General features: G+C 40.0%; 9 protein-coding genes. 3 read left to right on the forward strand and 6 right to left on the reverse strand.

Going from position 1 to position 14,451, the window contains the following annotated elements; translation table 11 throughout:
- Positions 1–25 precede the first annotated feature (25 nt).
- The 5 genes from GTH25_RS02760 to GTH25_RS02780 form a co-directional block, all read right to left on the reverse strand.
- A complete protein-coding gene (locus GTH25_RS02760) occupies positions 26–2,824 on the reverse strand; it encodes a M16 family metallopeptidase (protein ID WP_164530313.1) in 2,799 nt (932 codons plus the stop codon).
- Positions 2,814–4,523, reverse strand: a complete 1,710-nt coding sequence (locus GTH25_RS02765; protein ID WP_075671369.1) for an ABC transporter ATP-binding protein/permease — start codon at positions 4,521–4,523, stop codon at positions 2,814–2,816. Before GTH25_RS02765 ends, GTH25_RS02760 begins: the two co-directional genes overlap by 11 nt.
- 63 nt (positions 4,524–4,586) lie before the next feature.
- On the reverse strand, positions 4,587–7,334 hold the full coding sequence (locus GTH25_RS02770) for a TonB-dependent receptor (protein ID WP_164530314.1): 2,748 nt from the start codon (positions 7,332–7,334) through the stop codon (positions 4,587–4,589).
- Positions 7,335–7,437: 103 nt separating this feature from the next.
- The gene (locus GTH25_RS02775) at positions 7,438–8,466 is read right to left on the reverse strand and encodes a FecR family protein (RefSeq protein WP_223672546.1); all 1,029 of its coding nucleotides are present in this window, start codon (positions 8,464–8,466) and stop codon (positions 7,438–7,440) included.
- A complete protein-coding gene (locus GTH25_RS02780) occupies positions 8,456–9,004 on the reverse strand; it encodes an RNA polymerase sigma factor (protein ID WP_075671365.1) in 549 nt (182 codons plus the stop codon). The genes GTH25_RS02775 and GTH25_RS02780 overlap by 11 nt, the downstream gene beginning before the upstream one ends.
- A 171-nt stretch (positions 9,005–9,175) precedes the next feature.
- Between GTH25_RS02780 and GTH25_RS02785 the strand changes: the two genes are divergently transcribed.
- Positions 9,176–9,973: an energy transducer TonB gene (locus GTH25_RS02785; RefSeq protein ID WP_075671363.1), complete on the forward strand. Its 798-nt coding sequence runs from the start codon at positions 9,176–9,178 to the stop codon at positions 9,971–9,973.
- Positions 9,974–10,062: 89 nt separating this feature from the next.
- Here GTH25_RS02785 and ettA read toward each other — a convergent pair whose 3' ends face one another.
- Positions 10,063–11,730, reverse strand: a complete 1,668-nt coding sequence (gene ettA / locus GTH25_RS02790) for an energy-dependent translational throttle protein EttA (protein WP_156733031.1) — start codon at positions 11,728–11,730, stop codon at positions 10,063–10,065.
- Positions 11,731–12,071: 341 nt separating this feature from the next.
- Between ettA and sltY the strand changes: the two genes are divergently transcribed.
- Together sltY and trpR are read left to right on the forward strand one after the other, a co-directional pair.
- Positions 12,072–13,991 carry a murein transglycosylase gene (sltY, locus tag GTH25_RS02795; RefSeq protein WP_075671361.1) on the forward strand — a complete coding sequence of 640 codons (1,920 nt, stop codon included), beginning with the start codon at positions 12,072–12,074 and terminating at the stop codon, positions 13,989–13,991.
- 101 nt (positions 13,992–14,092) lie between these two features.
- Positions 14,093–14,404: a trp operon repressor gene (gene trpR, locus GTH25_RS02800; RefSeq protein ID WP_075671359.1), complete on the forward strand. Its 312-nt coding sequence runs from the start codon at positions 14,093–14,095 to the stop codon at positions 14,402–14,404.
- Positions 14,405–14,451 lie beyond the last annotated feature (47 nt).

Here is a 14,451-nt window from a genome sequence, read left to right on the forward strand (position 1 = left end):
CTTATCGGTTTAACCTAAGTTATTTTTATTTTTGAGTTGCTGGCGTTAACTTAAAGACCTTTTCATTTTCACCTAACCACTGGCGAGCAACTTGGTTTATATCGTTAACACTTAATGTTTTTATAATGGCAGGATCAGTGAGTAAACGCTGATACTGTTGGTCATCCGTTGCAACTTGAGCAAGAGCATCTGTCCAATAACTTGCACTGTCATTCACCTGTGAATTTTCAGTTAGCCAGATATTTTTAGCCTCTTGTAACTCTTTCTCTGTAATACCTGACTGCTTAACTTCATTCACGACTTTACGGGCGAGAGTGATTAATTCATCTGCGCGCTCAGGTGATGCTGTAAAATTTAAACGACCGGTATAGTAGCTTGTAGGCACTTTCGTTAACATTTCAGAGAACCCAAGTGAATAAATCCCACCAGCTCTTTCACGTAGGTTGAGTCTTAAACGTTGGCTGATCACTGTATCCAGTAAATTAAGCGCAAGTACTTGTTGTTGTGACCATTGAGCTGGCGCTGCATATTGAATACTTACCATACTCTTATCACTGCTTGCGATAGGGTATGTTTTGTTAAATGAAGTCAGCTTTGGATTAATGGCAGGATCTGCCCAGAATAGACGCTGTTCAGAGCGTGTTGGGAGACTTGCAACCCAGCGTTCAATGAGAGATTTTACCTGATTAATATTGACAGGACCACTGATAACTAATGTCATATCAGCAGGTTGTCCTAAGATCATTTGGTTTGTTCGCTGTAATTGTTGAGCAGTAAACTGTTTCCAAGCACCTTGCGGAGAAATTACTAAACGATCGCCATTTTGATAGCTTTCTTTATTGATATTATCCAAGAAAGTACGTTCAACGGGTGTTTTTGAAATACCTAATGCCATCGCTTGCTTCTGTTGCTCTAACTTCTCGCCATTAAACTGTGGAGATGTAATTTTTAGATGCATCAATGTTAGCAAGGTTTCTAGTTCATCAATTGGCGCTTCGCCACGGAAACCATGGAATAATAGTTCGCTGTAAGGGCGCAAACTAATTTGGTGTTGCTTGGTAAATAGCGCTAATTCACGTGCATTATAATTACCATATCCACTTACTTCGGGTAATTTTAGTGCCCATTGCACCATACCTAAGCTTTGATTTGTTTCAAGTGAAGAGCCGCCCGGAATACGTAGTGAAACTTGAATATTATCTTTGAGATAACTGTCATTTTTCACAATCACTTTTACATTATTGCTCAGCGTCCATTCTTGCGTTTTTTCAATCGGAAGTGATTGTGTTGAAACAACTGAACCCGTGAGCTCAGGTTTAATATCGAGTACAACGGCTTGAGTTTTTAGGGTAAATGCTCCCGGGTTTGATTGTCTAATTTCTTGCCAACGTTGCGCAGCTTTAGTTGCATTGAACAAATTAGCATCATTATCAGGGCCAATCACCGCAACTCGTGGTGATGATTGTTTTAGATATTGAGAAAAATAAGCTGACAATGTTTCAGGGGTCACTTTATTGATTAATTGATAGCTTAAATTCAGTGCCTGTTTTTTCGTTTGAATTGGCATATCCAATTCAATGGCTGTTGTGATTTGGTTGGCCAAATAATCGTGCTCATAGCGCTCTTCACCTGCAGCTTGTTGGCTTAGGCGTTTTAGTATTGCGTTACGGGCATTATCTAGCTCTTCTTGAGTCACTGGAACAGAGGCGAGGCGTTGAACTTCTGTAAATAAGATATCTAATGCACCTTGGTAATCATTACCTTTAGGGTGCGCAATCATCAATTGTTGTGAACGACGAGAGTCTAACATTGCGCCTTGTGCATTAGCGCTAATAGAAGCCATTAAGCCATTATCAACAATAGTGGAAAAACGTTGATTTAAAATTGATAGCCATAATGAATCCATTAAATCTTCATATTGACCTTGGCGACTATTTAAAGGTGCTGGCAAAGTACGTTGCAAGGTGAACTGTAAAATACGCGAACCTTGCTCTTTGTCGAAAATCGTTTTGACCAGTAGATCTTTATGATCAATAAAATTGTGCCAAGAAGGATCATCAATTCCTTTATTTTCGCTATTTTTAGCGTTAAACAGCTGCTTAATATCAGCAATAGCGTCACCCTGATTAAAGTTACCAACCAGTACTAATGCCATTCTTTCTGGTTGATACCAAGTATCGTAATAGCGTTTTGCATCTTTCACATCGCCATGTTTAACGATTTCTAAATCACCAATAGGGTCACGGTCTAGATAACGGCTACCGTAATAACGCAATTCCTCTAACTGGCGGTTAATACGAAAACCGATACCTTGGCGCAAGCGCCACTCTTCAACAATAACCGGACGTTCTTTATCAAATTCAATAGGGTCAAATGTCATTTCAAATGCCCAATCAGATAAGATCTTTAACCCCGTTTTAATTTGGATCGGGTTTGCATTCGGTAATGACAGTTTATAAGTCGTCGCATTTAAACTTGTCGCGGCATTAACATGGCTACCTAATTTCATGCCAAGGCTTTCAAGTTGTTTAAAGCCCGTTGTTCCGGGAAAATGAGTGGTACCTTTAAATGCCATATGTTCAGTAAAGTGTGAAAAACCAAGCTGTTTTTCATCTTCTTGAACAGAACCACTTTTTACCAAAAGACGCATTTCAACACCGGTTTGTGGGCGTTGCAGTAAGTAGACGTCTAAACCATTATCTAGGGTAAAATGACGAACATCAGGCCGTAGTAATAGTGTACTTTTGTCATTTTGATTAGGAGTGCTTGTCGCACACCCTAAAAGTGAAAGACTGACTGAAACAATCAGTAATTTACGATACATATTCGGTAACTCCAGCAGGTTGAGAGGAGGACACGGTAGGGGCTTTGAGTGAAATCACATTATCTGCAATCACATGTGTAAAGCGCTGGTGGCTGACTAACGCAATGCCTGCGGTTGGCAGATGTTGTTTTAGTAGCTGCAACATGTTTAATGCATTTTGTTCATCAAGTGCAGAAGTGGTTTCATCTAATAAAATAAGTTCAGGTTTATTGAGTAATAAGCGGGCAAAAATAAGACGTTGTTGCTCACCGCCTGATAGACGTGTTGTCCAATCCGTTTCAAGTGAAAGTTGATTTTTTATTTTGTCTAAGCCCACCAAATGAAGTGCATCTTCATACTCTTTAGCGGAGAATTGATTAGGCTGACAAGGATAAGCGAGCAAACTGTCTAAACGTGCAAAAGGCAGATACATACGTTGTGGGATCCAACACACATTGGGTGAACGTTGAATTTCCCCTTTGAAATAAGGCCAATGCCCACTTAATGCTCTAAGCAGTGTTGATTTACCTAAACCAGAGCAACCTTCAATAACGGTTAACTCACCCGCTTTTACAGAGAAGTTAATATCTTGGATTAACAGGCTGTCATCTTGCATAAACAGAGAAAGATTAGCTTTTAATTTAGTCTGTTTATCGTTTAAATCAGCGACTTCTGGCTCATGATCGTGCTCTAAAAGCACCACAAAATTATAAAGACGTGTCACTGTTGCTTGCCATGCGGCAATCTCTTTATACGAGAAAATAAACCAGCTTAATGCACCTGCAACACTAGAGAATGCTTGTCTTAATTGCATTAATCCCCCTAGCATTAATTCGCCAGCAAGGAATTTAGGTAAGGCAAAAATAATCGGTGCCATTGCAGTGGCTTGTTGATAGCCGACAGTGAAGAATGCAAGATTTCTCTCGTAGCGGATAAGGTTATTCCAGTTACGAATAACCCCTAAAAAGCGGCTCATTAATTCGTTGCGATCACTGATTTCACCACGCTGACCGGCAATTGCATCGCCATGTTGTTTACGGGTGATGAGGGCAGTACGGTAATCAGCCTCTTTGCGCTGTTTATCCATATTAATCTTACGCAAGGGTGAGCCAATAAACTGCGTAATGGTTATCCCGATAATGGTATAGATAATACAAGCCCAGAACATATACCCTGGAATTGTCCACTCACTTCCTCCTAATGTGAAGGATATAGCGCCAGACAGTGACCAAAGAATAGTGGCAAAAGAGATAAGCGTTAGTAATGAGTGCAAAAATGTGACAGTTAAACGCATTGTTGATTCGATCAGTAAACGAATATCTTCTGCAATACGCTGATCGGGGTTATCAGGCTCTTGTGATGTCAGCCTTAACATGTAGTGTTTACTGTTTTTTGATAACCAGCGATCAAGCACTTGTTCAGTCATGCCTTCGCGCCAGCGAATAACCATTTTTTGGCGTAAGAAATCGCCCATTACTACGACAGTAATTAATCCTGCAATAATAATGACAAATTGTTGAAGAAGCTTGTAGAGAGCTTGTCCATCAAGTTGTTGTAATGCGTTATAGAAACTACCATTCCATTCATTCATTTTGACGTTAAACCAGACAGATGACAGGGTTAAGGTCAAAGAAACTATCAATAGAAACCAGCAGTAAAGGGCGGCACGCCGCCCCCAAAAAGGTGAAACTAAATAGAAAAATTGTTTTATTGTTTTCATTGCTTATTGGTCATATTTTTATTGTGTATCGACTTGGTTGCTCACATTAACTTCGTCAATTTATTAATAGTCGTAGCTGATTTGTAACCAGAATTGACGGCCTGGTTCATACGACTTGTAATCTTTATCTTGATAAGTGAAGTAGTCAGTCACATTTTTAGTGTTAAGGACGTTATTCACTTCAACAGAGATACCTACGCCATAAGCAAATTCAGGTTCCCAACCCAATTTGGTATCCCAAGAAAAACGACTACTGTAATTACGTTTTTTGTATTCGAATAATGGGCCATATTCACTTGGTCTTGGGGAGCCATTATTGGCTTTCTCTGCTTGTGAACGAGCGCCATTCCATTGAAGACGGTTATACCAAGTTAAATCCAAATCATCCCAAACACTGGTAAGTTCAGCGGTAACTTTTAATGGTGAGTTAAAATTGCCAGAAGGTAAGTCTTTGGCATTGATGATTTTTCCGTCATACCATACTTTGTCGTAGTTCATCCCTTGTGAACTAGGATCGAAGTTGGCATAACCAGAGTCTTTAGGCGTATTTGTTTTACTTTTTTGCCAGCTAATAGAGGCATTAAAAACATGATCAGCGCGTGCTAATTCCCAAGGCTGACTGTTTCTCACAGAAAGCGTTAAGGTATCGTGAGTACTACGTCCATTATTATTAAAATGGCGAATTCTTATTTTATCTTTGTCATTTGGATATTTGGTATCACTACGAACTTCATCACGACCTTCACGATGAACGTATTGTAAACGCCAAGTGGTTGATGCAATTTCTTGTTGCAAGCCGAGTGTCAGCTCATCGTTATAAGGTGTTTTTAGTGAATCAACACCTTCAAAGTCGGTACGGTTTTCCCAATCGCTTGGATTATCGTTATCACAAGAGAAGTAGCAGTGTTGTAGGCCTGCGTTTTGTGCACCATAAAGCGCATAAGTCAGCATTGAACGGCCATAGTAACGGTTTACGCCACCAATAATTAAGGTGTTACCAGTACCCCAAATATCATAAGTTCCGCTTAAACGTGGAGAGATATTATTTTTTTGAACAAAATCATCTCTATCTAAACGAATGCCTGGACGCAGTGTTAAGCGCTTATATTGGAGATTATCGTCAACATAAATCGCATAGTTGGTATATGAAGCATCATGTGTACCCGCTAAGAAACGGGTTGTTTGTTGTAATGAACCCATCCACTCATCGCCCCATGTAGAGCCAGTATAGGTATGGTTGTAATAGGTTTTGTCTCGAACATAAGAGCCTTTAGTACGGCTAACTTCAAACCCTGTTGTTGGCTGATGGCTAACCGAACCCCATTCAACAGGGTTAAATCGCATAATACTTTTGGCATTGTAGGTTTCTTGTTTGCTCTTCAAATCACCTTGACCACCACTGCTTATCTGCTGTGGGTTTTGCCAATCGGTATAGTCTTTAATGGTGACGAAGTAGTCTTGATCATTAGAACGCTTATCTTCAAGGTTTTGATAACCCGCAGTTAATTCTAATGAACCAAGATCAAGTTGATGCTTATAAAGTGCAGTAAAACTTAAACCATTATGCTCATTATCATAGCCTGAGTTATAGACTGAACCTGAGAATAAATAGCTTTTGTATCGCGCAATATTTGTTGATAAATCAAAGGTTTGTTTTTCTGAAATATCCCATGAATATTTAATAAAATAGTTATCTGAAGTACGGGTCTGATCACGATAGTGTGGCGTTTGTTCGACTTGTTCTAACTGGCCATCTGGCGTAAGGATAATTCCGCCCTCAGCACTAATCATCATCGGAATAGTTGATTCACGACGTGATGCAGAGAAAATTAACCCCGTATTGTCAGTTAGACTCGTTTCAAACCAACCACCAAAGTTTTGTTTATCGTATTTTTTCTGGAAGCGAGCCGGGTTACTAAAATCATTATTGGCTGTATCAAAATTCAGTTTTGGATCAGTAAAAATATTGTTCCAGCTTGAGCGCGTTGTGCGGTAATAGGCATTGGCATGAGTTTCGCCTGACCAGCGACGGCTTTGTACTTCGACAGTCCCGCCAGTAAAACCACCAAACTCAACAGGAATATTATTATCGTAAACTGCGACGCTATCAATTAATCGACTATCAAGATACATACCTTGTTCGTCACTGCTAACACGGGTGTTGGTTTCACCATTACCTGAGTTCGCTGGGTCAAAGTCATTATTAAAGCTGACGCCATCAAGCTTATAGGAGTTTTGATAACTACTAGAGCCATGAATAGAAATACGTGAAGGTTTAATTTCACCCTGATTCATTGATGTGCTGTCATTATTGGAAAACTGAACAGCAGGGTTACTTTTCAGTAAGTCAGTTACGTTTCCATCACCGGTATTACGCTGTTTTATCTCTTCAGCGGTGATGTATTGCGGAGCGGAAACGACATCGGTAGCTGGGTGATAACTGCTACCAACACCGGTGACTTTAACTTCAGGAATAACAATCGCGTTAGTTGTGGCGAGAGGACGAATAACAAATCCACTTCCTTGTGGAATAATTTCTAACCCACTACCAATTAAGACTTTTTGTAATGCAGTTTGGGTTTCAAATTGACCTGAAAGTGCTGGAGCACGCAGGTTTTTAACCGAATTTGCATCAAATAAAATTTGGACTTGCCCTTGTTTTGCAATGGCACTTAATGAATCAGCCAAAGACTGTTCTGGTAAAGCTACTGAAACGGTAGATGCATAAGCGCAAGGTGCAGCAATAGTGGTACTTATTAGCAACGCTAGTAGAGACCTCTTAAGGGCTCCTTTTTTGTTATTCATTTTCATTTCACCAATCCCATTCACTAACTTAATAATTGTTGTTACTAAGGAAGATGGTGAAATGAGAATTATCCTCACCTGTAAAAAAGAATATTTTTCATTTTTCTTTTTACTTGTTGATAATTAAGGCATTGTTTTTATCAGTAAAAACGACATTAACCGGCAATATAAGTGGAATTGCGGTAATAAAGTCTTTGGCATCATTTATGTTAGCTATTCCTGAGACTTTCATTTCGGCAATTTCGGGTGAGGAAATTTGAATATTGATATCAAGATAAGGTTTGAGTTTGGCTATCACTTCATTCAATGGGCGCTCAAAGAAATGCAGTTGGCCAAAGCGCCAACTTCCCACGGAATCAATGTTGACCGAAGAGATAACAAAACTGTCATTTGCTAATGTGCTGGTGGCTTGAGAGCCAGCATACAAATAGGCTGGGGACGATTTTGGTGTTGCTTTTACTTCAACAATCCCTTCATGGACAGCTACGTTAATTTGGTGGTTATCATAGCGACTAACTTCAAATTCAGTGCCGACAACTTTAATTAATCGAGTATCCGCATGAACATAAAAAGGACGATAAGAATTTGATTTTACTTTGAAATAGGCTTGTCCTTTATCTAGCCATAGCCTTCTTTCTTCTTGCACATAAGCCACTCTTACCTGTGTATTTCTGTCTAAATAGACTTTAGAGCCATCAGCTAAGGTCATTTCTTTCGGTAAGTCGCTGGTTGCAAGCGTCATATTATCCATCAGTAATGCAGGTAAATGACTATAAGGAAGATATAAAACAGTGAGTAAACAAAGAGTAGCAGTGGTGTGGATCATTGGACGCCAAAGAGAGCGTTTTTTCTTTTCGACTGTGGCTATTGTTGGTCGTGGTAATGCATCGCATTGACGCCAGAGCCCCGCAATATCTTGATATGCTTGTCGGTTTACATCATTTTCTATCCATATTTTAAATGCTTGGCGTTGTTTAGGAGTCATCCTTTGGCTGTGTTGTCGGGTGAACCAAAGGGCCGCTTGCTCATCAATAGAGTCGTTGAGTAATTCATCATCATTTTCTAAAAAAAGATGATCTGCTCCCTCATCTGTGTGAGGTTTAGTTTCCGGTATATTTTTTTCCGGCTTACTCATCATTCGTGCATTTCTCCTGTCCTGCATCGACATATCTTTTGCAATGTAATAGGGCAGCCGCAATATGTTTTTCCACCATACTGATTGAGATTTCCATTTGCTCTGCAATTTCGCTTTGTGATAGTCCATCAAAACGATAAAGAACAAATGCTTCTCGACGGCGTGGAGGCAATGTTTCAATTGCTTCACTAAGTAGATCTAAACGCTGTTGATGCTCAAGGACATATCCCGGATCAAGCTCCGTGGCATAACTTTGAGCTGCGTCATCTAGTTCATAATCATCCTGATAGATATCTTTTTGCTTTTGATTTTTTCTCCAATGGTCAATCAAAACGTGGTTCGCTATTTTGAACAAAAAAGCACGCTGTTCTTGCACTGGTGTTTGTTCTTTTCTGTTTAGCCATAGTGTAAACACATCTTGAGACAAATCATCTGCATCATGGTAATTACCCGTACGTTTGTGGAAAAAACGCACAAGTTGTCCATAGGTTGATTGATAGGCACAACTAATTTTTTGTGCCAATGATTTATCGCTAGCCATAATCTCTGGTGTCTAAAAAAGAGTGAAATAATAAGCTCTTACTGCTTCTCATGAGAACAAGTTATGATAATTATCAAGCTAATTTTTTATTGTATTATTAATAATAAGCAATATCATTTGTGTTTGTATTATGCCTATAATTCATCAGAAAGAAAATCAGAGGCAAGAATTATGAGTAGTATGTCGGCGACTTTTTCACGCCGTGGATCATTTTCTATTGGTGGGTTCACTGCCAGTATTTTATTTCATGCAACGTTAGTTGTTGTCGCTATTGGCTGGATAACATCTAAAGATGAACGCCATGGCGTTTTACCACCCGCAATGACAATGGATTTAGGTATCTATCAATTAGCTCAGGCAGAAACAAAAGATGTTCCTGTTGGGCCTGAGAAAGTGATGTCTGTTCCTGAGCCTGCAGAGACAGAGCCTGAACCTATCAAAGAAGTATTGGATTTACCTAAAATGCCAGTTGTAGCGCAAGGCACTTATGAGCGCATTCCAGAAAAACCGAAAGTAAAGCCAGTGGTTAAACCTAAACCGGTTGCAGTAAAAGTCCCTGATGATCTTCCTGTCTCAGAAGCGCCATCAGATGTAACAAGCGCACCAGTTTCAGGCTCTAATACAAGCAGTAGTGCTCAGTTTAATAGTTTATCTTCCTCTTCTGTAAGTGGACAGATAGGATGGGAAAGCTTGATCCATAGCCATATTAATGCTTATAAACGCTATCCTCGAACAGCACTGCGCTTTAAAGCAACGGGCGTGACACAAGTTTCTATTGTGTTAAATGCAAAAGGTGAGTTATTAGATGTGAAAGTGGAAACATCATCAGGTAATCGCATTCTTGATAAAGAGGCTTTAAATACAATTAAACGCGCTTCGCCATTTCCCGCACCTGAAAGCTATCGTTTAGAAAATGGTAATGTTTCGTTTACTGCGCCTTTAAGTTTTGATTATAAACAGAACAGTTAACCAAAACGTTATGTGCTAGATCTGAAAATATAAAAAAAGCAGAGAATAATCTCTGCTTTTTTATTATCGAATACCGTAAATAAATTCGATTATTTACTCATACGCTTGTACTTCATGCGACGAGGCTGAATAGCATCGTTACCTAATGTACGTTTTTTGTATTCTTCATATTCAGTAAAGTTACCTTCAAAGAATTCTACTTTACCTTCATCTTGGTAATCGATGATATGTGTGGCAATACGGTCAAGGAACCAACGGTCATGGGAAATAACCATCGCACAACCAGGGAACTCTAACAGGGCATTTTCTAATGCACGTAAAGTTTCAACGTCGAGGTCGTTGGTTGGTTCATCGAGCAGTAACATGTTACCGCCAACTTGTAGTAGTTTAGCAAGGTGTAAACGACCACGCTCACCACCAGAAAGTTCGCCAACACGTTTACCTTGGTCAACGCCTTTAAAGTTAAAGCGACCAACATAAGCACGACTTGGAATTTCAAAGTTACCAATACGCATAATGTCTTGGCCACCAGAGACTTCTTCCCAAACCGTTTTACTGTCATCCATGCTGTCGCGGAACTGATCAACAGATGCTAACTTAACAGTATCACCTAACACTAAAGTACCTGAGTCTGGTTGTTCTTGACCTGAGATCATTCTAAATAGCGTTGATTTACCCGCACCGTTAGGGCCGATAATACCGACAATAGCTCCTTTAGGAATAGAGAAGCTTAAATCATCAATCAGAACGCGATCACCATAGGATTTTGTTAGATTATTAATTTCTAACACTTTATCCCCTAAACGTGGTCCAGGTGGAATAAAGAGTTCGCTGGTTTCATTACGTTTTTGATAATCAATGCTATTCAGTTCTTCAAAGCGAGCCAGACGAGCCTTACCTTTTGCTTGACGACCTTTAGGGTTTTGGCGGATCCACTCAAGTTCTTTCTGAATAGATTTATGGCGAGCCGCTTCGGTTGCTGCTTCTTGCTCAAGGCGTGCGTCTTTTTGCTCTAACCATGAAGAGTAGTTACCTTCCCATGGAATACCTTCACCACGGTCAAGTTCTAAGATCCAACCCGCTACGTTATCAAGGAAGTAACGGTCGTGCGTGATTGCAACAACAGTTCCTTCATAATCGTGTAAGAAACGTTCTAACCAAGCCACAGATTCTGCGTCTAAGTGGTTAGTGGGTTCATCTAATAACAGCATATCTGGTTTTTCTAACAGAAGACGACAGATAGCGACACGTCGACGTTCACCCCCTGAAAGTTTCTCAATTTTAGCGTCCCATTCAGGTAAACGCAGTGCTTCTGCTGCACGCTCTAATTGGTTTTCAAGGTTATGACCATCATGAGATTGAATAATCGCTTCTAGTTGACCTTGTTCTTTTGCTAATTTATCGAAATCAGCATCAGGATCGGCATAAGCCGCATAAACTTCATCAAGGCGGTTTAATGCGTTTTTCAGTTCGCTGACGGCTTCTTCAACGGCTTCACGTACGGTATGTTCAGGGTTTAATTTTGGTTCTTGTGGTAAGTAACCAATTTTAATCCCTGGTTGTGGACGTGCTTCACCTTCGATATCAGTATCAATACCTGCCATGATGCGTAGTAATGTTGATTTACCGGCACCATTAAGACCAAGCACACCAATTTTCGCGCCCGGGAAGAAGCTGAGTGAAATGTTTTTAAGGATATGTCGCTTAGGTGGGACAATTTTCCCGACACGCAACATACTATAAACGTATTGAGCCACTATAATTACCCTTTGATTATAAAAGAGGTTTTATCTGAGGTGTCACTTTTCGCGCTAAAAACAAATTTTTTGTGATTAAGCTACGTGTTTATGGCACCAAAATGAACAATAGCAAAGTCAATGTCAGTATTTGCCAAAGACCCGAAAATGATGAAAGTCGCCAGTATACCCGATTTATAAAAGAAAACCTTAGTCAAAAGAGAGGTTTTTATCTACCTTTCCTACTTCCTCTGAAAGTAATGAAAATTTCTCTTAAATAAGGGAACTTACATTGTTAATGATTATCATATTAGCTAATGTATTCAGTCTTTGGTGGTTCTATTTGAAGTGGGAGAAATTACGTGGTGAAGCAAACATGGTCATTAGCAGTAGCAATAGGCGCATTGTGTTTTTCTACATGGACACAAGCAGATTCATTAAGTGAACAACGTGTTCGTTATCAAGAAATTAAAGCTGCATGGGATCTTAAAAAAACAGATGAAGTAGAAAAATTACTCCCAACATTGCAAAGCTACCCACTTTATCCCTATTTGGAATACCGTCAAATTACGGACAATCTTGATGTGATTGCACCAGCTGTAGTCACTGAATTTGTAGCTAAATATCCTACATTACCACCAGCAAAAGCACTTCCCTCTCTATTTGTAAATGAATTAGCAAAACGCCAAGAGTGGCAAAACTTACTGACTTTTAGCCCAAATCCACCTAACCCTAAGGCTGCAAGATGTAATTATTATTATGCAAAATGGGCAACAGGCGATATTCAAACCGCGTGGGTAGGTGCTAAAGAAGCATGGCTAAATGGCACCTCAATGCCATCAAGTTGCGATCCTCTTTTTGATGAATGGCAAAAGGCGAATCAATTAACGCCAGAATTAGTATTAGAGCGAATTAACTTAGCGATTAAAAATGGTAATACGGGACTTGCTGCTTACTTGGCACGGCGTCTTCCTCAGAATTATCAAACCATTAGCGATGCCTTGGTTGAATTACAAGACTATCCAAACTTAGTGGGGCGCTATGCAACCGCTCTTTCACCGACAGATTTTTCTCGCTCAATCATACAATCTGCATTTTCTCGTTGGGCAAGAAAAGACGCAGATGCAGCTCGAGCACAAATTGATAATATCGCACATGCCCAAAAAATGACGGCAAGTGAACGCCAATTAATGCGTGATACCGTAGCATGGCAATATATGCCTTACGCAACACCAGAGCAGGTAAAATGGCGTGATAGCGTTATTCAAGACACTGCATCTGATACATTGCGTGAGCGTCGAGTACGACTAGCATTAAGCCAAAACCAACCAACTGAATTGGCATTGTGGTTAGAAAGACTCTCACCTGAAAGTAAAAATAAGGAAGAGTGGCGTTATTGGCGTGCAATGGTGTTGCAATCACAAGGTAAAAACAGTGAAGCACAAGCTATTCTAGAAGCGCTGACACAAAATCGTGGTTTTTACCCTATGGTTGCAGCGACCAAATTAGGTAAGCCTTATGTGATGGTGATAGATAAGGCGCCAAGTGTTTCACCAAGTATTCCGAATCAGCTAGAAGTACAGCGCGTTCGTGAGCTAATGTATTGGCAAATGGACAACTTAGCGCGATCAGAGTGGGCAAACTATGTTGCTTCACAACCAGCGCAAATACAGGCTGAATTAGCGCGTTATGCGTATGAGCAAAAATGGGCTGATTTAGCAGTACAGGCCACGATCACAGGGAAAATGTGGGATCATCTAGAAGAACGTTTCCCTCTTGCTTGGAAAAATGAGTTTGAGCAATACACGAAAGATAAATCGATAGACCGTAATTATGCGATGGCAATTGCTCGTCAAGAAAGTGCGTGGAACCCACAAGCACGCTCTTCAGCGGGTGCAACAGGTTTAATGCAGGTAATGCCAAAAACGGCCGAATTTACGGTAAAACAAGCGGGTATTACGGGTTATGTCAGTAGTGCTCAGTTAACAAATCCTGTGAAGAATATTGAGATTGGTACGGCTTATCTTGATTCTGTCTATCAACGTTTTAATCAAAATCGTATTTTAGCAAGTGCCGCATATAATGCAGGGCCTGCGCGCGTTGATCGTTGGTTATCTGATGCAAATGGTCAATTAGATGCGATAGCGTTTGTTGAAAGTATTCCTTTTGCTGAAACGCGAGGTTATGTCAAAAATGTACTCTCTTTTGCTGTTTTCTATAGTTATTTTGCGGGTGAACAGCAGCCTGTACTGACTGAAAATGAGTGGAATAGTCGTTATTAAAAGATAATAACGCGGATTTATCGTCGGAGCCTCTTTGTACATTAGCAAAGTATGTTATATTGTGTACTAGTTAATGAGTGTGGCAAAAAGAGGTTCCCACGATGCAAGATCCTGCATTATCACCTGAAGAGAATGAGCACTGGCTAAGATTTGTTGCGTTATTACAACATGCTTTTGAGCAAGATGTGCAATTTCCTATTTTACAACTTTTAATGACACCCGATGAACGTAGTGCTTTGGCAACGCGAGTTCGCATTGTGCAAGAGCTAATGCGAGGCGATTTAAGTCAACGTGAGTTAAAAGAAGAGTTAGGCGTTGGTATTGCCACCATCACTAGAGGCTCTAATAGTTTAAAAACAGCGCCACATGACGTGAAATTATGGCTTGAAAAAGAGCTAATGACAAAAAAATAGTCGCGTTGTTATGATATGAACTAGAGTGATAAAAAAGCCATTTAATT

Origin of the sequence: Proteus terrae subsp. cibarius, from assembly GCF_011045835.1 — a bacterium.
Taxonomy (GTDB): domain Bacteria; phylum Pseudomonadota; class Gammaproteobacteria; order Enterobacterales; family Enterobacteriaceae; genus Proteus; species Proteus cibarius.